This is a genomic window from Streptomyces sp. NPDC001663 (assembly GCF_042893105.1).
Taxonomy (GTDB): domain Bacteria; phylum Actinomycetota; class Actinomycetes; order Streptomycetales; family Streptomycetaceae; genus Streptomyces.
In genome coordinates this window covers 159133-182765 of record NZ_JBIAUR010000009.1, presented here as the reverse complement: position 1 = coordinate 182765, position 23633 = coordinate 159133, and the positions used below count along the sequence as shown (strand labels likewise).

24 protein-coding genes are annotated in these 23633 nt (G+C 72.3%); 15 read left to right on the top strand and 9 right to left on the bottom strand.

The window, feature by feature from the left end; translation table 11 throughout:
• Nucleotides 1-292 precede the first annotated feature (292 nt).
• The gene (locus ACFY1L_RS28555) at nt 293-733 is read left to right on the top strand and encodes a pyridoxamine 5'-phosphate oxidase family protein (RefSeq protein ID WP_388830342.1); all 441 of its coding nucleotides are present in this window, start codon (nt 293-295) and stop codon (nt 731-733) included.
• Nucleotides 734-935: 202 nt separating this feature from the next.
• Here ACFY1L_RS28555 and ACFY1L_RS28550 read toward each other — a convergent pair whose 3' ends face one another.
• Entirely contained in the window at nt 936-1358 is a 423-nt protein-coding gene (locus ACFY1L_RS28550) for a pyridoxamine 5'-phosphate oxidase family protein (protein ID WP_388830339.1), read from the bottom strand.
• Between ACFY1L_RS28550 and ACFY1L_RS28545 the strand changes: the two genes are divergently transcribed.
• Nucleotides 1350-1556 carry a hypothetical protein gene (locus ACFY1L_RS28545; protein ID WP_388830336.1) on the top strand — a complete coding sequence of 69 codons (207 nt, stop codon included), beginning with the start codon at nt 1350-1352 and terminating at the stop codon, nt 1554-1556. The genes ACFY1L_RS28550 and ACFY1L_RS28545 overlap by 9 nt on opposite strands.
• Before the next feature lie 144 nt (nt 1557-1700).
• Here the strand turns inward: ACFY1L_RS28545 and ACFY1L_RS28540 are convergent, their stop codons facing one another.
• The 3 genes from ACFY1L_RS28540 to ACFY1L_RS28530 form a co-directional block, all read right to left on the bottom strand.
• On the bottom strand, nt 1701-3272 hold the full coding sequence (locus ACFY1L_RS28540; protein ID WP_388830333.1) for an oleate hydratase: 1572 nt from the start codon (nt 3270-3272) through the stop codon (nt 1701-1703).
• Between the two features lie 186 nt (nt 3273-3458).
• Nucleotides 3459-3836: a hypothetical protein gene (locus tag ACFY1L_RS28535; RefSeq protein WP_388830330.1), complete on the bottom strand. Its 378-nt coding sequence runs from the start codon at nt 3834-3836 to the stop codon at nt 3459-3461.
• Nucleotides 3837-3868: 32 nt separating this feature from the next.
• A complete protein-coding gene (locus ACFY1L_RS28530; protein WP_388830327.1) occupies nt 3869-5083 on the bottom strand; it encodes a globin domain-containing protein in 1215 nt (404 codons plus the stop codon).
• A gap of 537 nt (nt 5084-5620) precedes the next feature.
• Between ACFY1L_RS28530 and ACFY1L_RS28525 the strand changes: the two genes are divergently transcribed.
• Nucleotides 5621-6616: an Acg family FMN-binding oxidoreductase gene (locus ACFY1L_RS28525; RefSeq protein ID WP_388830324.1), complete on the top strand. Its 996-nt coding sequence runs from the start codon at nt 5621-5623 to the stop codon at nt 6614-6616.
• Between the two features lie 45 nt (nt 6617-6661).
• Here the strand turns inward: ACFY1L_RS28525 and ACFY1L_RS28520 are convergent, their stop codons facing one another.
• The gene (locus tag ACFY1L_RS28520) at nt 6662-6949 is read right to left on the bottom strand and encodes an SHOCT domain-containing protein (RefSeq protein ID WP_388831087.1); all 288 of its coding nucleotides are present in this window, start codon (nt 6947-6949) and stop codon (nt 6662-6664) included.
• Nucleotides 6950-7203: 254 nt separating this feature from the next.
• Here ACFY1L_RS28520 and ACFY1L_RS28515 point away from each other — a divergent pair, with 254 nt between their 5' ends.
• Nucleotides 7204-8127, top strand: coding sequence for a carbamate kinase (locus ACFY1L_RS28515; RefSeq protein WP_388830321.1), 924 nt, complete (start codon nt 7204-7206; stop codon nt 8125-8127).
• Nucleotides 8128-8277: 150 nt separating this feature from the next.
• On the top strand, nt 8278-9192 hold the full coding sequence (locus ACFY1L_RS28510; RefSeq protein WP_388830318.1) for a universal stress protein: 915 nt from the start codon (nt 8278-8280) through the stop codon (nt 9190-9192).
• Nucleotides 9193-9211: 19 nt separating this feature from the next.
• On the opposite strand, the gene ACFY1L_RS28505 is transcribed toward ACFY1L_RS28510, so the two are convergent.
• Complete coding sequence (locus tag ACFY1L_RS28505; RefSeq protein WP_388830315.1) at nt 9212-9385, bottom strand: hypothetical protein; 174 nt, start codon at nt 9383-9385, stop codon at nt 9212-9214.
• Nucleotides 9382-10047, bottom strand: a complete 666-nt coding sequence (locus ACFY1L_RS28500; RefSeq protein WP_388830312.1) for a DUF4389 domain-containing protein — start codon at nt 10045-10047, stop codon at nt 9382-9384. Before ACFY1L_RS28500 ends, ACFY1L_RS28505 begins: the two co-directional genes overlap by 4 nt.
• Nucleotides 10048-10278: 231 nt before the next feature.
• Here ACFY1L_RS28500 and ACFY1L_RS28495 point away from each other — a divergent pair, with 231 nt between their 5' ends.
• The 4 genes from ACFY1L_RS28495 to ACFY1L_RS28480 all read left to right on the top strand — a co-directional run bounded on the left by ACFY1L_RS28495 (nt 10279) and on the right by ACFY1L_RS28480 (nt 15032).
• On the top strand, nt 10279-10971 hold the full coding sequence (locus tag ACFY1L_RS28495) for a response regulator (protein ID WP_388830309.1): 693 nt from the start codon (nt 10279-10281) through the stop codon (nt 10969-10971).
• 122 nt (nt 10972-11093) lie between these two features.
• Nucleotides 11094-12122 carry a type I glyceraldehyde-3-phosphate dehydrogenase gene (gene gap / locus ACFY1L_RS28490; RefSeq protein WP_388830306.1) on the top strand — a complete coding sequence of 343 codons (1029 nt, stop codon included), beginning with the start codon at nt 11094-11096 and terminating at the stop codon, nt 12120-12122.
• Nucleotides 12123-12242: 120 nt separating this feature from the next.
• The gene (locus tag ACFY1L_RS28485) at nt 12243-13970 is read left to right on the top strand and encodes a GAF domain-containing protein (RefSeq protein ID WP_388830303.1); all 1728 of its coding nucleotides are present in this window, start codon (nt 12243-12245) and stop codon (nt 13968-13970) included.
• 198 nt (nt 13971-14168) lie between these two features.
• Nucleotides 14169-15032 carry a thermonuclease family protein gene (locus ACFY1L_RS28480; protein WP_388830300.1) on the top strand — a complete coding sequence of 288 codons (864 nt, stop codon included), beginning with the start codon at nt 14169-14171 and terminating at the stop codon, nt 15030-15032.
• Between the two features lie 25 nt (nt 15033-15057).
• On the opposite strand, the gene ACFY1L_RS28475 is transcribed toward ACFY1L_RS28480, so the two are convergent.
• Nucleotides 15058-15909: a universal stress protein gene (locus ACFY1L_RS28475; RefSeq protein WP_388830297.1), complete on the bottom strand. Its 852-nt coding sequence runs from the start codon at nt 15907-15909 to the stop codon at nt 15058-15060.
• A 272-nt stretch (nt 15910-16181) separates the two neighbouring features.
• Between ACFY1L_RS28475 and ACFY1L_RS28470 the strand changes: the two genes are divergently transcribed.
• The 5 genes from ACFY1L_RS28470 to ACFY1L_RS28450 all read left to right on the top strand — a co-directional run bounded on the left by ACFY1L_RS28470 (nt 16182) and on the right by ACFY1L_RS28450 (nt 22024).
• A complete protein-coding gene (locus ACFY1L_RS28470; protein WP_388831085.1) occupies nt 16182-16904 on the top strand; it encodes a CBS domain-containing protein in 723 nt (240 codons plus the stop codon).
• A gap of 140 nt (nt 16905-17044) precedes the next feature.
• Nucleotides 17045-17599, top strand: coding sequence for a hydrogenase maturation protease (locus ACFY1L_RS28465; protein WP_388830294.1), 555 nt, complete (start codon nt 17045-17047; stop codon nt 17597-17599).
• Between the two features lie 212 nt (nt 17600-17811).
• Nucleotides 17812-18681 (top strand): universal stress protein, encoded by an 870-nt coding sequence (locus tag ACFY1L_RS28460; RefSeq protein WP_388830291.1) that lies wholly within the window; start codon nt 17812-17814, stop codon nt 18679-18681.
• A 58-nt stretch (nt 18682-18739) separates the two neighbouring features.
• Nucleotides 18740-21115, top strand: a complete 2376-nt coding sequence (locus ACFY1L_RS28455) for a glycoside hydrolase family 65 protein (protein ID WP_388830288.1) — start codon at nt 18740-18742, stop codon at nt 21113-21115.
• A 105-nt stretch (nt 21116-21220) separates the two neighbouring features.
• Nucleotides 21221-22024, top strand: coding sequence for a universal stress protein (locus tag ACFY1L_RS28450; protein WP_388830285.1), 804 nt, complete (start codon nt 21221-21223; stop codon nt 22022-22024).
• A 71-nt stretch (nt 22025-22095) separates the two neighbouring features.
• On the opposite strand, the gene ACFY1L_RS28445 is transcribed toward ACFY1L_RS28450, so the two are convergent.
• Complete coding sequence (locus ACFY1L_RS28445; RefSeq protein ID WP_388830282.1) at nt 22096-22797, bottom strand: response regulator; 702 nt, start codon at nt 22795-22797, stop codon at nt 22096-22098.
• A gap of 203 nt (nt 22798-23000) precedes the next feature.
• Between ACFY1L_RS28445 and ACFY1L_RS28440 the strand changes: the two genes are divergently transcribed.
• On the top strand, nt 23001-23597 hold the full coding sequence (locus ACFY1L_RS28440; protein ID WP_388830279.1) for a hypothetical protein: 597 nt from the start codon (nt 23001-23003) through the stop codon (nt 23595-23597).
• The last annotated feature ends 36 nt before the right edge of the window (nt 23598-23633 follow it).

Here is a 23633-nt window from a genome sequence, read left to right as displayed (position 1 = left end):
CCCCGGGCGGGCATACGACGGTCACCGGGACGGGGCGGTGAGGACGGGGCCGGACGATTCAGCGTCCGGCCCCGTCGCCGTGCGGCGGTGCCCCTACGACGGTCGCCCAGGGTGTCGAGGGCATCGGTCTTGCGCCGCATGTCGGAATGGCCTGCCGGTGGTCCATTGACGGTATGAACCGGGACGTTCTCCGGCTCGGCCGGGACCGATGGTCCCTTATCGTCGGCCCTCGCTCCGCGGAACCTGGAGGCAACGCTCCGGAGCTGTACCCAGGTGAGAGACGGACTGGCCCATGTACCCGAACGACGGTTTCCGCGAACTCGAACGGCAGGAGTGCCTGCGTCTGCTGGCGAAGGTGCCCGTCGGCCGCATCGTGCACACACGTCAGGCGCTGCCCGCGGTGCTGCCCGTCAACTTCTGTGTGGACACCGGCGGTGCCGTGGTGTTGCGCACCTCGGCGGCCTCGGAACTGGTCCGCGCCGTCGACGGAGTGGTCGTCGCCTTCGAGGTCGACGAGGTCGATGCGGTCGCTCACTCCGGCTGGAGCGTCGTCGTCACCGGCTCGGCGACGGTCGTGACCGATCCGGACGAGCACGAGCGCCTGATCCGCACCGGACCGCGCTCCTGGGTGCCCTCGCCCGAGGAGGTCTTCGTCCGCATCGAGCCCGAGCTGGTCACCGGCCGCGAACTCGTGGGCGGACGCAGTCTGTACGGGGTGGATCTGCCCTCCTGACAGCGGCACCGTCCGTTCCACGAACAGTTGGCCGCGGTGGTCGTCCGGGACATCAGTGTTCAGCGGGCCCTCCGGTTGCGTCTTCTCCGGCACCGCTGACGATGCGACGCGCATGTCCATGGCGGTCAGCAGGGGAATGAGCTCGGGACAGCCGACCGGGACGTCCCGTACCGGGACCGGTCGAGCGCCTCGGCGCGTCCGCTCAGGCCGCGCCGCGCGCGTCTCCGATCTCACGCCCGGTGATCATCTCCGACTTGATTCGTACGAAGACGCCGTCCCGAAGGGGCATCCACGACTGCGGGCCGGTCCGTGACAGCCGGTCGTGCTCGGCGGGGTCGGTCACCACCTCGGCGCGGCCGGTCACGACGACGCTCCAGCCGGACTCGTCCTCGGCGTCGAAGGAGTCCGCCTCGAAGGCGACCACGACTCCGTCGATGGCGCGGACGAGATCCGAAGTCGCCGAGGTGCGCAACAGCACGGAGCCGTCCGTGTCCAGGGAGAAGTTGACCGGGAGGACGGCGGGCAGCGCATGCCGGGTGTACACGACCCGGCCGACCGGCACCTTGGCCAGCAGGTGCAGGCACTCCTGCCGATCGAGTGCGCGAAAGCCGTCGGTGTGGAACATCAGGCCATCGTCCACCTGAGCGGTGCGCGGTCGTTAGGGCCGGTCGGCCCTGTTCCGTGCAAGGTCGGCTCGGTCACCGGCGTGGTCGGCGCCGCGGGCGGCCTGGGCGGGTTCGTGCCGCCGCTGGTGATGGGCTCGGTGTACGTCGCCCTCCGCTCGTATGCGCGGGGGCTGGTGCTGTCGGCCGTGGTCGGATGAGTGGCCCTGGCCTTCACCGGCACCGGCGTGCGGGACGGTCACCCGCGGGCGGTCCGGCCGCGCAGGCGGGTCGAGTGGGGCACGCTGCAGCACAGCCGCTGGGGCGGGACCCGGGTCCCGCCCCAGCGGCTCGTCGCCGTCCGGCTAGCGGCGGTGCATCGTCTCCAGCGCGGCCGCCAGCACGCGGGGGTCGTGGTGGCCCCTGTGGACCGGCGGAGGCTGCTTGTCGAGACGCAGCAGCCGGGCCACCGCCGTCCAGGCGGTGCGCACCGAGTACTCGACGGTGAAGACGACGTCGTCGGGCACCTCCGCGAACTGGCCGATGAAGGCCAGGTTGACCGACCCCGAGGGCACGACATGCGGCCGGTCCTCGCGGCGGCGGGCCAGGAACTGGCTCGTGATGTACGGCATCACGCAGGGCACGACGGTGGAGGTCTCCAGGACGCGGGCCCTGAGCGGCTCGTCGAAGTGCAGATGGTGCAGGACCTCTTCGAGGATCTCCCGGCCGGAGCACATGGTCAACGGCTTGGGCGTGTGATTGCCGGCGCGGCCGGGGAACAGACCGTAGCCCCACCAGACCGAGACGCCCTCGGGCTGGTCGCGGTAGACGGGCTGGCGGTTGGCGACGACGGTGAGCAGCCAGTTGGAGTCGGTGAAGGTCATCAGCCCGCCCCGGCCGGTCTCACGTCCGCTGAACTCTGCCAGTGCGTCGAGGAACGCGGGGTCCTTGGCGGTGACGGTGAACGACTCCCAGCGGGACTCCTTGACGTGCTTGTCGAAGGCGGCCGGGTTGCCGAACTCCTCACGCCCCCGGGCCAGTCGGTGCCACAGCAGCCAGGCGTCCGAACGGCCGGGCGACGGCGGCGGGGGAGCGGTGTGCGTGCCGCGGCTGGAGGCATCGGTCATGGAGCCGTTGGTGACCAGGACCAGGTCCTCGGGCGCCACGGCGATCTTCTCGTCGCGGCCGCCCCGGGTGACGTACAGGGTCTCGACCGTGCCGCTGCGGAGCCCTGGCGTGAACCTCAGGTCGGTGACGCGGCTGCCGGTGTGCACCGTGACGCCGCGTGCGCGCAGCCAGGCGGTCAGGGGCCGCACGATCGAGTCGTACTGGTTGTAGCGGGTCCGGTGGATGCCCGACATCGAGGCGAACTCGGGGAAGAGGTGGATGAACCGCCGCAGGTAGCGGCGGAACTCGATGGCGCTGTGCCAGGGCTGGAAGGCGAACGTCGTGCACCACATGAACCAGAAGTTCGTGGTGAAGAAATGCTCGTCGAAGCAGTCCGTGATCCGTTTGCCGTCGAGATGGCCCTCGGGGGTCGCCAGGCAGCGGACCAGCTCCAGCCGGTCGCGCTCGGAGAACCCCATCGACTTCGTGTCGACGATCTTGCCGTCCCCGTCCACCAGCCGTGCGATGTCGTCCCAGGCGAAGTCCTCGTGCCCGGCGAGGATTTCCTGCGTCACGGACACAGTGGGATCGTCGAGCGAGGGGATGCCGGACAACAGGTCGTAGGTGCAGCGGAACTCGGCCTCGAACATCCGCCCGCCGCGCATGGTGTAGCCGGTCTCCGCCGTGCCGCCCGCGTCCAGGCTGCCGCCGATCTGCCGCTGCTCCTCGAAGAGGTGGATGTCCGCCCCGTCGAACCCTCCGTCGCGGATCAGGAACGTGGCCGCGGCCAGCGCCGCGATCCCGCTGCCCACCAGATACGCCTTCGCCATCACACAACTCCTCGTCCTCGCCCGCCGATCGGGAACCACGCCTCCCACGCTTTCCTGTGCAGGTGGGTCCGGTCAGTGGGCCATTGGTCACGTGCGTGGTCCGGACGGCCCGCGTCTCACGACGGGAGCACACGACGGCGGCCCGACCGGTGGACCGTCACCGATCGGGCCGCGCCCAGGCGGGAGTTACGCCGGCTGCGGGCCGCCTCCCCGCCACGGCGGCGCCGTCGTCCGGTGACCGTCCTCCCCGGCGTGGGCGATCTTGTCGGTCCGGCGGCGCAGCCGGTCCTGGAGTTGGTCGACGACCTCCCGGCCGGTGGCCTCCTCGGCGACGACGACCACCTGCCTGCCGCCGACGCGCAGGTCGGCCGTGGCCAACCAGGGGTGGTCCGCGTGGCGGGCGCCCGCCCGCACGATGCGCACCTCGCCGGTGACGGCGGGCAGACCGGCCCGGCCGACGACGGCATCGATCTTCGTACGGGCGTAGGCGAGCGTTTCCTGGTCCACCGGGCCGTCGAAACGCAGCCGCACCGCGGGCGCGGCCTGCTCTCTGCTGCTGGTCATCGTGATTCCCTTCCTGGGAGGTACAAGGTCGTTCAGGCCGCGCTGCCGGGCAGCCACAGGTCGGGTCCGAAGACCTCGTACCGGATGTGCCGCGCGGGCACCCCGGCGCCCAGCAGCTGTCCGCGGACGTCCCGCATGAAGGGCAGCGGGCCGCACAGGAACACCGTGGCGCCGACGGGGAGTTCGACCTCGGAGAGGTCCATCAGGCCTTCGTGGGCGCCGGGTTCCTCCGCTCCGGGACGCTCGTACCAGAACACGGCCCGACCGCCCGGCAGTTGCTCGACGAGATCGTGCGTCTCGGCACGCAAGGCATGGTCGGCGGGGGAGCGGTCGGCGTGCAGGACCAGCACCGGGCGGGTCGAGCCGATGGCTTCGAGGTGGGCCAGGATGCTCGTCATGGGGGTGCAGCCGATGCCGGCCGAGACCAGCACCAGTGGGTCGGTGCTGTCGGCCGCGCCGTCGAGGAAGACGTCGCCGAAGGGCGCGGAGAGGGTCAGTTCTTGTCCTTCGCGCACCTGCTCGTGCAGCAGGTTGGACACCTCGCCTTCGGGGGCGCGGTCCGTGCCTTCGACCCGCTTCACGGTGATCCGCCGCAGGTCCCTGCCCGGGTCCGAGGACAGGCTGTACTGACGCAACTGATGTACTCCGTCGGCCATTTGGACCCGCACACTCACGTACTGGCCCGCCCGGGCCCGCGGCGCCCGCCGGCCGTCCGCGGGGCGGAGCACGAAGGACACCGTGTCCGGGGTCTCGGTGCGACGCTCGACCACCGTCCACTGCCGCCAGATCGAGCCCGGCTCGACGCCCGCATCCTGGTAGAGGCGGGCCTCCCGGCCGATCAGGGCGCCGGCCATCAGCCAGTACACCTCGTCCCAGGCTGCCGCCACCTCCGGGGTGATGGCATCGCCGAGCACCTCGGCTATCGCGCCGAACAGGTACTTGTGCACGATCGTGTACTGGTCGTCGGTGACACCGACGGCCGCGTGCTTGTGCGCGATCCGGTCCAGCAGCGTGTCCGGGCGGCTGTCCGGATCCTCCAGCAGCGCGCTCGCGAAGGCGGCGATCGACCCGGCCAGGGCCCGCCGTTGGGCCCCGCTGGCCTGGTTGCCGCGGTTGAACATGCCGTCGAGCAGCTCCGGCCGGTCCCGGAACATCGCGCCGTAGAAGCGCGTCGTGATCTCGTCGAGCGCTCCGGCAACGGCGGGCAGGGTGGCACGCACCACGGCGGCGGACTCTGCGGACAGCATGGAACCTCCCGGAAAGGGGGTGGGTGGGAAAGGGCGCCGCGTCGAAGGCGGGCGCCGGCGTTCTGTGTAGCAGTCGTCCGCTCGTGTTTCGGGGCTGTTCGGGGCCGTGGGCGGAAGAGGGGCCGGACGGCCCACCGACTCGGGCACACCGGCCCAACGGCCTGCTCGGATCCTGGGGCCGTACGGCATCGGGGGAGTCTCCTCTCGGCCCTGTCGGGCTGCCGCCCGCCGAGGCACCGGGCGGGGGAGCGGGGGACGTGCTCGCGCGGGTGCGAATCGTGCGAGCACGCGGCCGACGACCCACGTACGGCCACGGCCCCTCCTGAGGCCGTCCCCCCTGGCGCGGGCACCGTTTCCGGTACGGGGACGGGGGAACCCCTGCGGATGCCGTGCCCGGCGCCCGCGCTCAATTCAATGATCACGCGTCGGCCCCGGCCTGAAGAGGGGCGACCGGCCCGGACTCCGGGCCGGTCGGCGCCTTGCACCGCGGCTTCCGTCGTGTTGAGCTCGGCAGGTGTCCGGAGTGAGGAGGACGCGATGCAACAGCGACAGCTCGACCGGAGCACGGTGACGGCTCTGGTCACCGAGGCCACGGCGGCCCCGTCCATGCACAACGCGCAGCCCTGGCGCTTCCGCTTCGACACCGCCGAGGGCGTCCTCCTGCTGCGCGCCGATCCGGAGCGGGCCATGCCCGGCTCCGACCCCGACAACCGGGCGCTGCACATCGGTTGCGGTGCGGCCCTGTTCAACCTGCGCGTCGCCGCCGCCCACGTGGGCCTGAGCGCGCAGACACGGCTGCTGCCCGAACCTGGGGACCCCTTCCTGATGGCCGCCGTCCGGCTGGCCGGCCCCGGCGGAACAGCGGGCGTGGAGGACGATTTGGTACGGCTGCAGCCCGCGATCCGGCAGCGGCACACCAGCCGTCACCCCTTCGCGGAGAAGGACGTCCCCGAGGACGTACAGGTGGGTCTGCAGCGGGCCGCGGCCGCGGAGGGCGCCGTGCTGATCTTCGCCCGTCCCTGGCACGTCGAGACGGTGCTCGACCTCGTGCACGACGCGGAGAGCCGGGATGCGCTGGACGCCGGCGCCAGGAAGGACCTCGAGCGGTGGACCCGGCTCGGAGCGGAGGCGGACACCGCCGTCGACGGCGTCCCCGAGTACGCGTTCGGGCCGCGCAAACGGGACGGCAAGGCTCCGCTGCGGGACTTCGCGGGCCGCCGGACGGTGGCCGACCGCGGCAGCACCGTCTTCGAGCACACGCCTCATCTGGCCCTGCTCAGCACCTCCGGCGACGGACCCGCCGACTGGCTGCGCGCCGGACAGGCCCTGGAGCGCGTCCTTCTCGAGGCCACCCTGGCCGACCTGGCCACCTCGTTGACCTCCCACCCGCTGGAGAGCGCCGACCTGCGCCGACTGGCCCGCGACCCGGTGTCGGGCATCGGCCAGGTGCAGATGGTGCTGCGCCTCGGCTACGGGCCCCGGGGTCCGGCCACGCCGCGCCGGCCCGTGGCCGACGTGCTCGACATCGTGTGACCGGACCGCGCAGGATCCGGCGGTGTGGTCAATGTCCGCTGAGGCTCAGTGTTTTGTGAGGTCGGTGGGCTCGGCACGGAGCACCTGCAATCGGCGCCGGTACTCCTCCTCGTCGATCTCGCCGCGTGCGAAGCGCTCGGCGAGCAGCTGCTCGGGCGAGGCCGGCGTGGGGGGAGCCAAGGGTGCGCGGTGCGGTCCCGTCGGCTGCGGGCGCTCGAGGGCGCGCATCAGCAGCACAAAGGCGGCGATGAGCAGCCCCCAGAAGACGACCATGCCGAGGGAGGCTCCGAACCACCCCCAGCCGCTCATGTGGCGGTCGTACCAGATCATCATGGCGCTCACTTCCTGACACGAGGACCGAAGCCGGGATGCGGCTTCACGCTCCGGCCACTACCAAGGTTCCGCCGCACATCACTGGTGTGCAGGGGCCGGGTTGCCCTCCGCGCGGGACGGTGGTCCCTGCTGCTCGGTGCTGCACAGGAACTCGGGACCAATGGGTCCGCCCGCGGGACTTGTGGCCGCTCACCGCGGTCGCGGCCGAGCAGAAGGATTGATCACGGAACGTCGACGGCCGGGAGGACCGAACCATGCGCATCGTCATCGCCCTCGGCGGCAACGCCCTGCTGCACCGCGGCGAACGCCCCGACGCGGACGTGCAGCAGGCGAACATCGACCGGGTCACCACCGCGATCGCCGCCCTCGCCCACGAACACGAAGTCGTCCTCACACACGGCAACGGGCCCCAGATCGGCCTGCTCGCCATGGAGAGCGCCGCCGACCCCGCCCTCAGCGCTCCGTATCCGCTGGATCTGCTCGGCGCCCAGACCCAGGGCATGATCGGCTCCCTGCTGGTGCGCACCCTGTACGACACCCTGCCCGGGCACCGCATCGCCGCGCTGGTCACCCACACCCTCGTGCGGGCCGACGACCCCGCGTTCCGGCATCCCACCAAGTACGTCGGCCAGATCTACCCCCCAGGCACCGCCCGCGCCCTCGCCCGCGAGCGCGGCTGGCACATCGCCCGGGACACCGCCGGATGGCGGCGCGTCGTCCCCTCGCCCATGCCCGAGCGGATCGTGGAGACCGACACGATCCACGACCTGCTCAACGCCGGCACGCTGGTGATCTGCGCCGGCGGCGGGGGCGTGCCCGTCACCGCCGACAAGGACACCGGCGCGCTGAGCGGGGTCGAGGCCGTGGTCGACAAGGATCTGACGGCCGCGCTGCTCGCCGAGGACCTCAAGGCCGACTTCCTGCTCATCCTGACCGACGTCCCGAACATCTACGTCGACTACGGCACCCCGAAGCAGCGGCCCCTCCTCGATGCCACCCCCGCCCTGCTGCGCCGCGGTGGTTTCCCCGCGGGCTCGATGGGCCCCAAGGCCACTGCGGCCGCCCGGTTCGTCGAACGCACCGGGGGCCTGGCCGCGATCGGCGCGCTCGACGCGGCGTACGAGATCGTGCACGGCCGGTCGGGGACGCTCGTACGACCGGAGATACCGGCGGCCTGACGGGCGCCGCCGGGCGACTGCGCGCACTTGACGCTGCGTCATGAACACCTGACTCATGGGCCGTTCGGTCCCCGGCAGGGACGTCAGGCCCCTCCTGAACCATACGCCCGGCTCGTGAGACTGGGAGCGCATCCCCGAAGGAGGTCGTACATGCCCACCATCACCGTCGGTCTCGACGGCTCACCCCAGAGCCACGCCGCCGCCGACTGGGCCGCCCGCGAGGCACAGCAGCGCGAGGCGTCCCTGCGTCTGGTCCACGCCTGGGAACCGCAGCCCCGCAGCTACGCGCCCCTGGCCGGCGCCTACGCGCTGCCCGCCGTCGAGACGGAGCACGTGTGGGCCGGGCACATGCTGCGCGAGGCCGAGTCCCGGCTCGCCGAGCACCACCCCGGTTTGCCGATCACCACCCAGCAGACAGCGGGGCCGCCCGCCGCCGCCCTGACGGCCGCAGCCGCGGACGCCGACCTGCTGGTCCTCGGCTCGCGCGCTCTCGGCGCAGTGGCCGGGTTCCTGGTCGGCTCCGTGGCACTCGCCGCGGTGTCGCGTAGCGAGCGGCCCGTGGTCCTCGTGCGCGCCGATGAGCACGCCACGGACGAACACCGGGCGGACGCCACGCGATCCGCATCCACCGGCACGCCCTTCCGTGACGTCGTCCTGGGCCTGGACCTGGAGGACCCCGCCGATGCCGTCCTCGGGTTCGCGTTCGAGGCGGCCCAGCGGCGCGCGGCCGACCTGCGGGTGCTCCACGGCTGGAGCCCGCCGCCCTCCCACGGCTACGGAGCGGCCTTCGACGCCGGGCCCGACGCCGAACCGGCCGAGCAGGTGGGCCACCGCCTGGCCGAGGTGCTGCAGCCGTGGAAGGACAAGTTCCCCGGCGTCCGGGTGCGCGAGCAGACCGTGGTCGGCAGCGCAGGCCGGCACCTCGTGCACGCCTCCCGGGACGCGGCCCTGCTCGTCGTGGGCCGCCGAAACCGCCGGGCGGTCGTCGGTGGCCACATCGGCCCGGTGACGCACGCGGTACTGCAGCACGCCTCGGCGCCGGTCGCGGTCGTCCCGCACGACTGACGCACCCGCTCAGTACCCATCAGTACAGCGATGAGTACAGGGATGCCGGCCAGGTGACGCGAGCCGCCGTGAGCGCCCACAAGCACCCGGGGACGAACGCGGCCGGCGTGCCGGGCTGCTGCGGCGCCGTCCAGACACCCGGGTGCAGCAGCCCGTGCACGATCAGGAACACACCCACCAGCACGGTGATCATGGCAGTTCCTCAGGACGCTCCGGCTCGATACCGCCCATGTCGAGGCGGAAGGGCGGATAGACGTCCGTCATCAGGGCGGCGTACGCGGCGACCCGCAGCACCCACCGGTTCAGGCCCAGGATCAGGTCGAACAGGCCCCTGGGGTACTTCTCGGTGAAGGCCAGGGCCACAGCGGCGATCACCGCCAGCACGGCGACCAGGCCGCCGTCCCACCAGCCGAGGTGGTAGCCGCCCAGGAAGAACCCGACGACGATGTAGTGCGGGATGGCCAGCAGCCACCACTTCACCAGCACCAGGCCCCGGGACAGCCGCTCGGGGTAGGCGATGTCCAGCCGCGCCGGGTAGCCGGGCTCCTCGCCCAGACTGAACGGCGGATACCGGTCGGTGGCCAACGCACCGTACGAGTAGTACGCCACCCGCCAACTCCAGCGCAGCACCCCGAGGTTGAAGTCGAACAGGGAGCGCGGGTAGCGCTCGGTGAACAGGATGGCGAAGAACGCGATCACGCTCACCGCGGTGAAGGCGATCCAGAGGAAGAACAGCACCACGTAGTGGGGGACGACCAGGATCCACTTCACCAGCCACAGCCACCGGGAGAGCGGCGTGTCGAGCACCGCGTTCACACGTACGGGACGGTCGTGTGTTCCCGCCGGGGTCGTCATGGCGATCAACTCCTTCGGGCCCACGGTGCCGCACGCGCCGACCTGGGCCCCAGGGTCCAGCGTGGCCTCGAACGGCGGCCCGGGCCAGGGCCGTTGGGGCCGTCCTGGGAGGACGGACGCCGGGTATCGGGGCCGACCGGCCCTGGTCCCCCGGTCCGGACGCGGGGAAGGATCCTGTTTTTGACACCGGTCTGCGCAACCCGGTGCGGACCGTACGACAAGGAGCATCCGATGGCGGACGGCGAGCGGCCCGGACCCGACGACCCGATCCGGGTCTTCCTGCTGGACGACCACGAGGTCGTACGGCGCGGGGTGCGCGACCTCCTCGACGCCGAGCCGGACATCACCGTGGTCGGCGAGGCCGCCACCGCGGAACAGGCGCTGGTGCGCGTTCCGGCGCTGCGCCCGCGGGTGGCGGTGCTGGATGTGCGCCTGCCCGACGGCGACGGGGTGAGCGTCTGCCGGGAGCTGCGCTCGGACATGCCGGAGCTGGCCTGTCTGATGCTGACCTCGTTCGACGACGAGGAGGCCCTGCTGGACTCGATCATGGCGGGCGCCTCCGGATACGTGCTCAAGCAGATCCAGGGTGCGGACCTGGTGTCGGCCGTACGCACGGTGGCCGCCGGCCAGTCGCTGCTCGACCCGAGCGCCACCACGAAGCTGATGGCCCGTCTGCGCAGCGGCCCCGCGCAGGAGAAGGAGCCGGACGTCCTGCCCGGCCTCACCGACCGGGAGCGGGAGATCCTGGCCCTGATCGGCGAGGGCCTGACCAACCGGCAGATCGGCCGGCGGCTGTTCCTCGCCGAGAAGACGGTGAAGAACCACATCTCCCGGCTGCTGGCCAAACTCGGCGTGGAACGGCGCATCCAGGCCGCCGTCATCGCGACCCAGGCCCAGGACCGGCGCCGCCGGGAAGGTCACTGACACCGCGGGCCGAACGTCCCAGGGCTCGCCCCCGCATGGCCCAAGCCCCGCCCGGTGCGCCGCGCGCAGGCTGGCGGCAGAGCCCGGACACCACCCGGGCACCGATGGGGAGGACGAGGGACATGAGCGTGCGCGTGGGCATCAACGGCTTCGGCCGTATCGGACGCAACTACCTGCGCTGTGTGCTGGACCGCGCGGAGAACGACAGCGGCACACCGGTCGAGGTCGTGGCGGTGAACGACATCACCTCGCCCGCGGCCCTGGCCCATCTGCTGGCCTACGACTCCACGTACGGCCGCATCGGCCGCACCGTTGAGCACGACGACACCTCTCTCACCGTCGACGGCCGGCGCATCGCCGTGACCGCCGAACGCGACCCGGCCGCCCTCGCCTGGGGCGAGCACGGCGTGGACGTCGTGATCGAGTCCACCGGCCGCTTCCGCACCCGCGAGCAGGCCGGAGCGCACCTGAAGGCCGGCGCCCGCAAGGTGCTGCTGTCCGTGCCGGGCAAGGGCGTCGACGCCACCGTCGTGATGGGGGTCAACGAAGGCACCTACGACCCGGACAACGACCACGTCGTCTCCAACGCCTCCTGCACCACCAACTGTGTGGCCCCCATGGTCAAGGTCCTCGACGAGCACTTCGGCATCGTCAAAGGCCTGATGACCACCATCCACGGCTACACCAACGACCAGGTGGTCCTCGACGGCCCGCACAAGGACCTGCGCCGCGGCCGCAGCGCCGCCGTCAACATCATCCCCGCCAGCACCGGGGCCGCCCGCGCCGTCGGCCTCGTTCTGCCGGAGCTCTCCGGCACCCTCGACGGCATCGCCGTACGGGTGCCCGTGGAGGACGGCTCGCTGACCGACCTGAGCGTGGTCCTGGAGCGGCCCGTGACCGCCGACGAGATCAACGCCGCGTTCCGGGAGGCCGCCGAAGGGCCGCTGAAGGGCGTCCTGCGGGTCAGCGACGCCCCGATCGTCTCCCGCGACGTCGTCGGCGACCCGGCCTCGTGCGTGCTGGACGCCCCGCTGACCCAGGCGCACGGCGACCTGGTCAAGGTCTTCGGCTGGTACGACAACGAATGGGGCTACACCAACCGTCTGCTCGACCTCACCGAGTACGTCGCCGCCCGGCTCCCACGGGGCTGACCGGCGACCAGGGCACCCCGACCTGCCGGATCCCGTACCGCCCCCTGTCCAGGACCGTTACCGTGGCACATGACTCGCGTGTTCGGCCAACAGCACGGCTAGGGACCTGGAGGATCACCGGTGGGACGCCCTGAGGAGCCCCGCGAAGCCCGCACAAGGCTCCCGCAGCTGAGGCTGGACGACCTGCTCGAGGAGCTGCAGGCCCGCCTCGACGCGGCCCGCGGCACCCGCGACCGGGTGCACAGCCTCCTCGAGGCGGTGCTCTCGGTGGGCCGCGAGCTCGACCTCGAGCAGGTGCTGCACAGCATCGTGGAGGCCGCGGCCACCCTGGTCGACGCGGAGTACGCCGCCCTCGGCGTGATCGGACCGGACGGCAAGCGGCTCTCGGCCTTCCACACCGTCGGCGTCACCGAGGAGCAGATCGCCCGCATCGGCCCCTTCCCGGAGGGACACGGCATCCTCGGGGAACTGATCAGCCATCCCGAGCCCCTGCGCCTGGTGAAGATCGCCGAACACGTCTCCTCGTACGGCTTCCCGCCCCACCACCCGCCGATGAACACCTTCCTCGGCGTCCCGATCCGCGTGCGCGACCAGGTCTTCGGCAACCTGTATTTGACCGAGAAGAGGGGCGGGGTGCAGTTCGACGAGGAGGACGAGTCGGTGCTGTCGACCCTGGCCGTCGCGGCCGGCGTCGCGATCGACAACGCCCGTCTGTACGAGGAGTCCCGGCTGCGCGAGCGCTGGCTGGAGGCCAACGCGGAGATCACCCACAGTCTGATGTCAGGCCGTGCGCGCACGGAGGTCCTCGGTCTGATCGCCGAGCGCGCCGGCGAGATCACCGGCTCCGCGCTGGCGGCGGTCGCGCTGCCCATGGAGGAGACCGGGTCGCTCGCCGTGGAGATCGCCGTAGGGATGGACGCGGAGGCGCACCGGGGGCTCGTCCTGCCCATGGACCGCAGCCTGATGGGGCTGGCCTTCTCCGCCGCCGCACCGGTCACCAGCGCGGACGTCGGCCACGACGAACGGATCTCCCTGGAACCCCCACGCTTCGGGGGACTCGGACCCGCCGTGGCCGTGCCCATCGGCACGGGCGACGCGGGCCCACGGGGTGTGGTCCTGCTGGCGCGGGAAACCGGCCGGCAGGCGTTCTCGGCGACGGAGACCTTGACGCTGCAGGCCTTCGCCGCGCAGGCCGCCGTCGCGATGGAACTCGCCGACCGCCGTCAGGACGCCGAGGAGGTCGCGGTGCTCAAGGACCGCGACCGCATCGCCCGGGACCTGCACGACCTGGCGATCCAGCGGCTGTTCGCCACCGGCATGACGCTGCAGAGCGCGGGCCGCTTCATCGAGCACGAGGAGGCCGCGGACCGGGTGGTACGGGCGGTCGACGACCTCGACGAGACCATCAAGATCATCAGGTCGACGATCTTCGGCCTGCGCGCCCGTGAGGGCGGCGCCGGGACCGGCCTGCGGGCCCGTGTGGTGCGGGTGGTCGGGGAGGCGGCGCCGGTGCTGGGCTTCGCCCCCAGTGTGCGGATGGAAGGGCTGCTGGACACCGAAGTGCCGCGGGACGTCGCCGACCACGTCGTGGCCGTTCTCTCCGAGGCCCTGACCAACGTCGCTCGGCATGCCCGGGCCCGTCGCGCCGAGGTGGCCCTGGAGACCGACGGCCAGGAGATCCGGCTGACCGTCTCGGACGACGGCGTGGGCATCCCGCCCGAGGGCCGCCGCAGCGGTCTGCACAACATGGCCGAACGCGCCCGGCAGTTGGGCGGAGCACTCGAGCTCGGCACGCCGCCCGAGGGCGGCACCGTGCTCGTGTGGCACGCTCCGCTGGCCTCGAAGTAGCGGGCGCCTTATCTCCTGCGGCGAGGGCGGCCGGGGGGCTCCTCGTTGTCCGTGACTTGCGGAGTGACCGCCGTACGACACATATGCGCGCCTTGTCCGTTGGATGCATGACCTTTGGCCCGCTTCCCGGTTCGCACCGGTGCCGTCCAACGGGCGGGCGGTCACAGTGAGTTCACCGTGACCGAAAGGGGGGACGTCATGCCGATGCTGCTGATCAAGGGCGTCTACAAGATCGTCGGAGCGAGCCCCGACGGGGACTCCGTGCGCTTCTATCCCGACGACCCGAACGAGTGGGACCTGCTGCGGGGCCGGCGGGTACGGCGCAACCGGGCGGGCGGGGCCCAGCTGCGGCTGGATGGCATCGACACCCTGGAGACCCATTACCGCCCGCCGCACGGGCCCGAGCTCCACCAGCCGGCGCCGTACGCGGGGCGGGCGGCCCAGGAACTGCTCGACCGGCTGGGCTTCCAGAACGTACAGCGCAACGACCACGGCATCGTCAGCGCCGCCACGCCCGAGTCCCGGCCGGGCTACGTGTTCACCCGCAGCGCGGACGTGCACGGGCGGTGCATCGCCTTCGCGGGCGCAGGCACGGCGCCGGGCGCCAGCGGCACCCTCGTCAAGTTCGAGGTCTCCCACCTGCGTGAGACGCTGAACCACCATCAGCTCGCCGAGGGCATGGCCTACCCCACCTTCTACCGCCAGCTGTTCGTGGACCTGCGCGAGGAGATGACGGCCGCGTCACAACAGGCCCGCGACAAAGGCATGGGCCTGTGGTCGGCCGACGTGACACAGACCGGCGCGAAGATCACGGGGCTGAACTCGCTGACCGATTCCGCGGTGGTCCTGCCCAAGCTGTTCCGCCGCCTCGCCGACTACCTGGTCCTGGGCGACGGAGACACCTCAGTGGCCGGCTTCTCCGCCTACCTGGCCCAGCGCGACGACCGGCTGCTCGTCCTCTCCAACGGCCAGTGGACGGGCTTCGACTCCGTCGTCCAGGCCACCGGTGACACCGTACGACTCACCCACGCACCGGAAGACCTGGTCTTCGACGAGAAGTAGGGGACCGGCCGTTCGAGCGTGGCAGTCACTCGTGCGGGACGATCGCGAGCGGGCAGTGGACGTGGTGCATCACGGCGTGCGTGACCGGCCCGGTGTGCGTGCCGGGCCCGGCCGGGCGGATCCTGCGGCCCACGACCAGCAATCCGGCGTCCTGCGCCGCGTCGAGCAACTGCTGCGCGGGACGTCCGTTCTCCACGAGCTTCCGGACCTGCACCGTCGGGTACTTCTCCCGCCAGGGCCGCAGCACGGTTTCCAGTGTCTGCTCGGCGGCCTGGGCGTAGGGCACGTGCCCCGCGTGCACCACACGCAGCGGCGCCGAGCGCAGCGCTGCGCTGTCGAAGGCGAACGCGAGCAGTTCCGCGCACGCCCGGGCGGTGTCCACACCGACCACGACGGCGCGGTACGGGGTGTGTGTCGAAGGCCGGCCGTCCTCGTCCCGCACATGCTCGGCCTCGGCGGTCCGGTCGTCACGTACGAGAACGACGGGCCGGGTCGCACGGGCCACGACGGCGAGCGCCACCGAACCGGCCATGAAGCCGCCGAGCCCGCTGAACGCCCGGCTGCCCAGAACCAGCAACTCGGCCTCGGCGCCCGCCTCGACCAGCGCGTCGGCCGCGGGCCGCGCGATCTGCTCCGCGCTGAGAGACACCTGCGGATGGCGCTCCTCGAGCCGGTCCACGGCCCCGCGCAGGATCCGCCGCGCCCAGTACCGCGGCGCCTCGAGTTCGGGCAGCGGCGACACGTCGGGCGACAGGCCCTCCCACGCGTGCACCAGACGCAGCGGCAGACCGCGCCGCAATGCCTCCCCGGCCGCCCAGTCGGCGGCGGCGAGGCTCTCGGGCGAGCCGTCAAGGCCTACGACAACGGGGCGCGGCACGGCAGACACCTCCCCGGACCGGGGTCCGCGCACTTGCGGCGGACCTGTGCACCACCAGCGTCCGGGCAAGGGCCCGTGCAGGGCAGGGGCTGCGTGGCCCGGGCAGCAGGTCGAACGGCCCTCTGTGCCCGCTCGGGCGGTGTCCTGCGGACCAGCCCAACGGCACCCCGGACGGGGCCGGTCGGCCCAAGTCGCCGACGGGTTCGTGCCCGAGTCTGAAGGTGTCGCGCGGGATGGACACACGGCGCGACGCGAGCCCTCTGGAGGATGCCATGGGCGGCACTCCGCACCTCGTCGGCGATGTGATGACGCGTACCGTCGTCGCGCTCGCCCGCCGGGCGACGTTCAAGGACATCGTGAAGACCATGCAGCGATGGAAGGTCAGCGCGATGCCCGTGCTGGAGGACGACGGCCGGGTCGCCGGCGTCGTCTCCGAGGCCGACCTGCTGCCCAAGGAGGAGTTCCGCGACGGCGACCCGGACAGGTACACCCAACTGCGCCGTCTGGGCGACCTGGTGAAGGCCGGCGCGGTGACCGCCGAGGACCTGATGACGGCCCCGGCCCTGACCGTCCCGGCCCACGCCTCGCTCGCGCAGGCCGCGCGGATCATGGCACTGCACAAGGTGAAACGGCTGCCCGTGGTCGACGACGAAGGCGCGCTGCAAGGCATCGTCAGCCGGTCCGATCTGCTGCAGGTCTTCCTGCGGGACGACGAGGACATCGCCGAGGAGATCCGGCGCGACATCGTCGACCGGCTGTTCCGGGCACCGCTCGCTCCGATCCGGGTGGAGGTCCGCGACGGAGTCGTGAAGCTGACCGGAAGGATCCCCGACACCGCCTTCGTGCCGATCACCGCGCGCCTGGTGCGGTCCGTCGAAGGCGTCGTGGACGTCGACTGCGCGCTGTCGGGCCCGCACCGCCGGCCCGACCTCGACCCGGACCTGCCGGACGGCGGGACGACCGCGCAGCCCTCGGGAGCCGGCGGCGCCACCTGAGACGACACCCCGACCGGCAGGCGACGGACGGACATCGGGCCGCCAGGGCCGACCGGGCTGCTGCGAGTCCCTTCGGCCCAGTGACCGGAACCCTCCGCTCCGCCGAAGCTGGAGACACACGCAGTGGAGGGAGAGGAACCATGACCATCTCCACCCGCATCGCGGTCATCGGCGTCGGCGATCCGGACCGGCGCGACGACGGTGTGGCCCGGGCGGTGCTCTCCCGGCTGCGGGAGCGTGCCGCCGAACGCCCCCTGCCCCCGGGCACGTTGCTCGCCGCATGCGACGACGATCCGGCCCGGCTGATCCGGCTTTGGGAGAACGCGGAGCTGGCCGTCGTGCTGGAGCCCGCCCACGCCCGTCCGAGCCACCCCGGACGCATCTACCGCCTCGAACTCGACGGCGCGGCGCTGTGGCGGGCGGGCACGATGCATCCGAACGGCCTGGGCGCGGCCGTCAACGTGGCCCGGGCGCTCGGGCGGCTGCCCGGCCACCTGGTGGCCTACGCCGTGGACGGCCCGGACAGTTCGCTGGGGCACGGGTTGTCCGAGCCCGTCGCCGCGACGGTCGGCCATCTGGCCGAATGCGTCGAGGCGGAGATCGTCCGCCACCGGGTCGCGGCGGCGCGCGGCGCGGCCGGTCCGGCGCGGGCAGGAGGGGCGGGAAGGCCCCCACCCGCTTCTCGCGGATCCTGATTGCGCGGTGCACGACCGCCGGCCGTTTCCCCGCGCCGTTATGGGGCCTTCCCGTCACCACCAGGACACCACGGGGACGCCGAACCGGCCAGGGCCGAACGTCCCCGTCCGGGGCCGAACCGCCCCCTGCACCGCCCGGTGGCGGGTGTCACGGTGGATGTGGGGCCCCTGGTCCCGGTTCCCGCACGGACCGACGAAAGGCGGTGGGGAAGATGGAGCTGCCCCTGGTCGTGGGCGTCGACGGATCGGACGGGAGTCTCACTGCGGTCGACTGGGCCGTGGACGAGGCGGCCCGGCACGGCCTGCCGTTGCGGCTGGTGTACGCCTCGCGGTGGGAACGCTACGAGGGCGACGTCCCCTCCAACAGTCTTGAACGCCCCTCGCAGCGGGTGCTGGCCGAACACGTCGTCGCCTCCGCGGCGGAGCGTGCCCGGCTGCGCAACCCGGAGGTGAAGGTCACCGCCGAGGTGGTCCCCGAGGAGGCGGTCGCCGCCCTCCTGCGTGAAGGGCACAACGCCTCGGTACTGGTGACCGGTTCGCGCGGCCGCGGCGAGCTCGCGGGCCTGCTGCTCGGCTCGGTGGGACTGGCCGTGGCGGCCCGTGCCCACGGGCCCGTCATCGTGGTCCGGGGCGACAAGGCCGGGCTGGAGGCCACCCATGAGCGGATCGTGCTCGGGGCGGGCGACCCGGCGACCGGCGGTGAGGCCGTGCGGTTCGCCTTCCGCGAGGCCGAGGCCCGCGACTGCACCCTGGACGTCGTACGCGCCTGGCGATGCCCCGCGCACGAAGGCGCCGACGATCCACGACTGGCCGAGGATCCGGCGCACCACCACGAGGAACAGGCCTCCACCCTGCTCGACTCCCTGCTGGAGGACGCGATCGCCGACCACCCCGGGGTCCGGGTGCGCCGTGGCACGGTCGAAGGACCGGCGCGCAAGGTGCTTGTGGCCCGGTCGGCCGCCGCGGACCTGCTCATCGTCGGAGCGCGGCGCAGGACCGGCCACCACGGACTCCAGCTCGGCCGGGTGGCCCACACCCTGCTGCACCACTCGGACTGCCCGGTGGCAGTCGTGCCGCAATAGGCGTGACCGCCCGCCGCCCCCCGGACCTGGGAGAACTCCTCGTGCAAGGAGCGCAGAAGTGACGGGCTGGACCTGGGAGTACGAGGGCTACGAGCCCGCCGACGAACGCCTGAGGGAATCGCTGTGCACGCTGGGCAACGGCTGCTTCGCCACGCGCGGGGCGCTGCCCGAGTGCGCCGCGGACGAGGTGCACTACCCGGGCACCTATGTGGCCGGCTGCTACAACCGCCTCACCTCCGACGTGGCGGGCCACCAGGTCGAGAACGAGGACATGGTCAACGTGCCGAACTGGCTGCCGCTGCGCTTCCGTCTTCCCGGCAAGCCGTGGCTCACCCCGGACACCGCGCCCGTGCTCGAGCACCGTATGACCCTGCACCTGTCCTCCGGGCTGCTGGAGCGACGAACGCGCTACGACCTCGGCGAGGGACGGGTGCTGACGGTGCGTCAAGAGCGGTTCGTGCACATGGCAGATCCCCATCTCGCCGCGCTGCGCACCGAGTTCACGGCCGAGGGCTTCTCCGGCGGGCTGGACGTCGAGGCGGCCCTCGACGGCGGCGTCACCAACTCCGGGGTCGAGCGGTACCGCGACCTCGACGGCCGCCACCTCACCCATGTGCACACCGGTACGGCCGCCCCGGACACCGTGTGGCTGCGCTGCCGCACCCGGACGTCGGACATCCGTATCGCCATGGCGGCCCGCCTCGGTGCCGACGCTACCGTCACGGTCCGGCACGAAGTCCCGTGCGTCGCACAGCAGTTGAACCTGGATCTGGAGGCGGGGCGCACCGTCACGGTCGACAAGACCGTCGCCCTGCACACCTCGCGCGACCCGGCGATCAGCGACCCGCTGTTCGCCGCCGTCGACCGGGTGACCCGGGCGCGGGGCTTCGACGAACTCCTCGAGTCGCACCTCAACGCCTGGGACCAGCTGTGGCGCCGCGCCGACCTCGAGGTCGCCGGAGAGGCGGGGCGGATCCTGCGTCTGCACCTCTTCCACGTCCTGCAGACGCTCTCCCCGCACACCGCCGACCTCGACGTCGGCGTGCCCGCCCGCGGACTGCACGGCGAGGCCTACCGCGGACACGTCTTCTGGGACGAGCTGTTCGTCCTGCCCTACCTCAATCTGCACTTCCCCGAGGTCTCGCGCGCCCTGCTGCGCTACCGCCACCGACGCCTCGAACAAGCCTGCACCGCCGCACGGGAGTTGGGCCGCCGCGGTGCTTTGTACCCCTGGCAGAGCGGCAGCGACGGGCGCGAGGAGACCCAGCGGCTGCACCTCAACCCGCGCTCGGGACGCTGGCTGCCCGACCACTCCCGGCTCCAGCACCACGTCGGCTCGGCCGTCGCGTACAACGTGTGGCAGTACTGCGAGGCCAGCGGCGACACCGAGTTCCGGCACACCAAGGGCGCCGAGATGCTGCTGCAGATCGCCCGTTTCTGGGCCGACTCGGCCGTCTACGACGAGACTCTCGGACGACACCGCATCAAGGGTGTGATGGGCCCCGACGAGTACCACGACGCCTACCCCGGCGCGCAGGAGCCCGGCCTCGACGACAACGCCTACACGAACGTCACGGCCGCCTGGGTGCTCACCCGCACACTGGAGTTGCTGGGCGGCCTCCCCGAGCCCCGGCGACGCGAACTCGTCGAGCGCGCAGGCCTGGACGGCGGCGAACTCGAACTGTGGGAGGACGTCTCCCGCACCCTCCACGTGCCCTTCCACGACGACGTCATCAGCCAGTTCGCGGGCTACGGCGACCTCGCCGAGCTCGACTGGGACCGCTACCGCGGGCGGTACGGCGACATCCGGCGCCTCGACCGGATCCTGGAGGCCGAGGGCGACACCGTCAACCGCTACCGGGCCTCGAAGCAGGCCGACGTACTGATGCTGGGATACCTCTTCTCACCGGCCGAACTGCGGGGCCTGTTCCGGCGGTTGGGGCTGAAGCTGGACGAGGACACCTGGCGGCGCACCGTCGACCACTACCTGCGGCGCACCAGCCACGGGTCCACGCTCAGCGGCCTGGTCCACGGCTGGGTCCTGGCCCGCGCCCGCCGCGCGGAGGCGTGGACGTTCTGCCAGGAGGCCCTCCGGGGCGACATCGCCGACGTCCAGGGCGGCACCACCGGAGAGGGAATCCACCTGGGCGCCATGGCCGGCACCCTGGACCTCGTCCAGCGCGGGCTCACCGGCCTGGAGACACGGGGCGGGGCGCTCTGGCTCGACCCCGTACCCCTGCCGGAGCTGTCCTCGTACGGATTCGCCCTACGCTACCAGGGCCACTGGGGAGTGCAACTCAGGCTGGAGCGCGGCCTGTTGGAGATCGCGGTGCCGTCGTCCGACGGTTCGCCGATCGACGTACGGCTGCCGGACCGGGCGGTGTGCCTCCAGCCGGGGGAGACGGACCGGCTGGTGCTCGGGGAGGGACGGTGAACCGCGGCCCCGAAGGGCCGGTCGGTGCGGCCTCGGGGCCCGTACGGCCCAGTGCGGCGGAGGAGCGACGGGCGAAGGATGGGAGTCCTGGAAGGGAGGGCTGCCATGAACGGTCCGGTTGTGGTGGGAGTGGACGGCACACCGTCGAGTCTGGCGGCCGTGGAGGCCGCGGCACGGGAGGCCGAACGGCGAGGGGTGGGACTGGAGTTGACGCACGCCCTGACCTGGTCCTCGGAGCCGGTGCCGGTCGGCGTGGCGCCCTGGGATCCGGACGGCGCGGGGCTGCGGGACCGGGTGAACGAGGCCCTGACCGATGCCGAGTGGCGGGCCCGCAAGGTGGCACCGCAGCTGGTCATCACCCGTGAAGTCCTTCTGGGCGAACCGGCGTCGGTGCTGAACTCCGAGGCGCGTGCCGCGTCGTTGGCCGTGGTGGGCAGCCGTCGGGTACGCGGCCTGCGCGGCCTGCTGCGCGGCTCGGTCGCCGGGCGGCTGACCGTCCACGGCTCCTGCCCGGTGCTGGTCGTGTGCGGCAGGCAGAGCCGGACCGGTCCGGTCGTCCTGGCGGACGGCGCGTCGACGGTGGCGCGGGAAGCGGCCGAGTTCGCCTTCGCCGAGGCCGCGGAGCGCGGCGCGGAGCTGCTGGTCCTGCACCACCTGCACGACGGGCGCTCGGCCAGTGGCTCCCTGGCCGGCCTGCGTGCGAAGTACCCGGACGTCACCGTGCGCTCCTGGCCGTCTCGGAGCCGCAGGCACCGGGCCCTCGCGGAGGCGAGCGTCGGCGCCCAGCTCGTCGTGGTCGGTGTACGGGGGCACAACGGCACGACGGCGGCGCTGTCCGGCCCGGACGGCCGGGCGATTCTGCGGCACGCCCACTGCCCTGTCGCTCTGGTCCCGTCCAGGAAGCCATGAGCGCCGACGGTGCGGGGCGCGCGAACAGGCCCGGCGGTGAAACACACCGCCGGGCCGCCGGACGTCGTGGATCACCGCACGGGACGGTCTCCCTGCTCGGGCTGTTCCAGGTGCGTGGCGAGGACCGCGGCCTGCACACGACGCTGGACGCCCAGCTTGGCCAGCAGCCGGGAGATGTGGTTCTTGACGGTCTTCTCCGACAGATAGAGCCGCTTGCCGATCTCGCGGTTGGTGAGGCCCTCCCCGATCAGCGCGAGGATCTCCCGTTCGCGCGGGGACAGGCCCGCCAACTCCGGCGCGACGGCGGGCACTTCGGCGGGCTCGGCGCGCAAGGAGCGCATCAGCCGGGCCGTCGTCGCCGGGTCCAGCATGGACTGGCCCGAAGCGACCGTGCGGACCGCGGAGACCAGGTCCGAGCCCTTTATCTGCTTGAGCACATAGCCCGATGCCCCGGCCATGATCGCGTCGAGCAGCGCCTCCTCGTCGTCGAACGACGTCAGCATCAGCGCGGCCAGCTCCGGCATCCGGCTGCGCAGCTCGCGGCAGACCGAGATGCCGTCCCCGTCCGGCAGGCGTACGTCCAGCACGGCCACGTGCGGCCGGACCGCCGGAGCCCGCACGAGCGCGTGCTCCACGTTCTCGGCGTCGCCGACGACCGTGATGTCCGGCTCGGCCTCCAGCAGGTCGGCGATTCCCCGTCGGACCACCTCGTGGTCGTCGAGCAGGAAGACGCGGATGGGATCCTGCGCGGTGAAGGTGCGTGCCTCGGTCATGTCGACCCCTTGTTCCCCGGAGGTGTGGCGCACGGACTGCGGGCGTGCGTCACGACGATCATCACTCGCCGCGGCCGGACGCACTAGGGCCGACCGGCCCCACTCGCGCACGCCGAGGGCCGGTTGCCCCTCCCGTATGCGAGCCCTTGGTGAGACCTTTTATATGTGTCCGTCCTCATTGCGCCCGTGAGGGGGTGTGTCCGATGCGGAAGGCCAGACACGCGAAGGTCCTGGGGTGGCGCTGGCGCAGCAATCCGCTGCGGCGGCACAGCGATGTGGTGGAGGCGTGGATCGTCCTGCTCGCCTGGACGGCTGCGACGGTCCTCGCGGTCCTCGCCGGGGTCGTCGGGGCGCAGGGGGCCCAGCGGGCGGTGGAGCACGACCGGACCGGACGTCACCCGGTGTCGGCGGTGCTCGTCAAGACCGTGCCCGGCAGCGGACGGGACGTGGTCACCGGCATCAGGTACGACCGGGTGCTGGCGACGGTGCGCTGGACGGACCGCAGCGACGGGAAGGCGACCGTCCGTACCGGCACGATCGACGTGAGGCCCACGGCGAAGCCGGGCAGCACCGTGCCGGCGTGGACCGACGGGCACGGCCGACTGGTGTCGGCACCCGTGAGCTCCGCTGAGGCGATGACCCGCGTGGTGCTGGCGGGCAGCGGAGTCGCGCTGGTCGCCGGGCTGACGGTGCTCGGCGTCGGCCAGATGGTACGGCTGCGGGTGCAGCGGCGGGCCACCGAGCTGTGGGGCGTCGAATGGGAGCGGGTCGGACGGCAGTGGGGGCATACGACCGGCTGAGGCGAAAGGGGACGGGACCGGGGCGCGGAAGCTGCC

Excerpts from the sequence above, each read along its gene's own strand:
- ACFY1L_RS28555 (WP_388830342.1), top strand. The coding sequence starts at position 293 with ATGTACCCGAACGACGGTTTCCGCGAACTCGAACGGCAGGAGTGCCTG.
- ACFY1L_RS28550 (WP_388830339.1), bottom strand. The coding sequence starts at position 1,358 with ATGTTCCACACCGACGGCTTTCGCGCACTCGATCGGCAGGAGTGCCTG.
- ACFY1L_RS28540 (WP_388830333.1), bottom strand. The coding sequence starts at position 3,272 with ATGGCGAAGGCGTATCTGGTGGGCAGCGGGATCGCGGCGCTGGCCGCG.
- ACFY1L_RS28535 (WP_388830330.1), bottom strand. The coding sequence starts at position 3,836 with ATGACCAGCAGCAGAGAGCAGGCCGCGCCCGCGGTGCGGCTGCGTTTC.
- ACFY1L_RS28530 (WP_388830327.1), bottom strand. The coding sequence starts at position 5,083 with ATGCTGTCCGCAGAGTCCGCCGCCGTGGTGCGTGCCACCCTGCCCGCC.
- ACFY1L_RS28525 (WP_388830324.1), top strand. The coding sequence starts at position 5,621 with ATGCAACAGCGACAGCTCGACCGGAGCACGGTGACGGCTCTGGTCACC.
- ACFY1L_RS28520 (WP_388831087.1), bottom strand. The coding sequence starts at position 6,949 with ATGATGATCTGGTACGACCGCCACATGAGCGGCTGGGGGTGGTTCGGA.
- ACFY1L_RS28515 (WP_388830321.1), top strand. The coding sequence starts at position 7,204 with ATGCGCATCGTCATCGCCCTCGGCGGCAACGCCCTGCTGCACCGCGGC.
- ACFY1L_RS28510 (WP_388830318.1), top strand. The coding sequence starts at position 8,278 with ATGCCCACCATCACCGTCGGTCTCGACGGCTCACCCCAGAGCCACGCC.
- ACFY1L_RS28505 (WP_388830315.1), bottom strand. The coding sequence starts at position 9,385 with ATGATCACCGTGCTGGTGGGTGTGTTCCTGATCGTGCACGGGCTGCTG.
- ACFY1L_RS28500 (WP_388830312.1), bottom strand. The coding sequence starts at position 10,047 with ATGACGACCCCGGCGGGAACACACGACCGTCCCGTACGTGTGAACGCG.
- ACFY1L_RS28495 (WP_388830309.1), top strand. The coding sequence starts at position 10,279 with ATGGCGGACGGCGAGCGGCCCGGACCCGACGACCCGATCCGGGTCTTC.
- gap (WP_388830306.1), top strand. The coding sequence starts at position 11,094 with ATGAGCGTGCGCGTGGGCATCAACGGCTTCGGCCGTATCGGACGCAAC.
- ACFY1L_RS28480 (WP_388830300.1), top strand. The coding sequence starts at position 14,169 with ATGCCGATGCTGCTGATCAAGGGCGTCTACAAGATCGTCGGAGCGAGC.
- ACFY1L_RS28470 (WP_388831085.1), top strand. The coding sequence starts at position 16,182 with ATGGGCGGCACTCCGCACCTCGTCGGCGATGTGATGACGCGTACCGTC.
- ACFY1L_RS28465 (WP_388830294.1), top strand. The coding sequence starts at position 17,045 with ATGACCATCTCCACCCGCATCGCGGTCATCGGCGTCGGCGATCCGGAC.
- ACFY1L_RS28460 (WP_388830291.1), top strand. The coding sequence starts at position 17,812 with ATGGAGCTGCCCCTGGTCGTGGGCGTCGACGGATCGGACGGGAGTCTC.
- ACFY1L_RS28450 (WP_388830285.1), top strand. The coding sequence starts at position 21,221 with ATGAACGGTCCGGTTGTGGTGGGAGTGGACGGCACACCGTCGAGTCTG.
- ACFY1L_RS28445 (WP_388830282.1), bottom strand. The coding sequence starts at position 22,797 with ATGACCGAGGCACGCACCTTCACCGCGCAGGATCCCATCCGCGTCTTC.
- ACFY1L_RS28440 (WP_388830279.1), top strand. The coding sequence starts at position 23,001 with ATGCGGAAGGCCAGACACGCGAAGGTCCTGGGGTGGCGCTGGCGCAGC.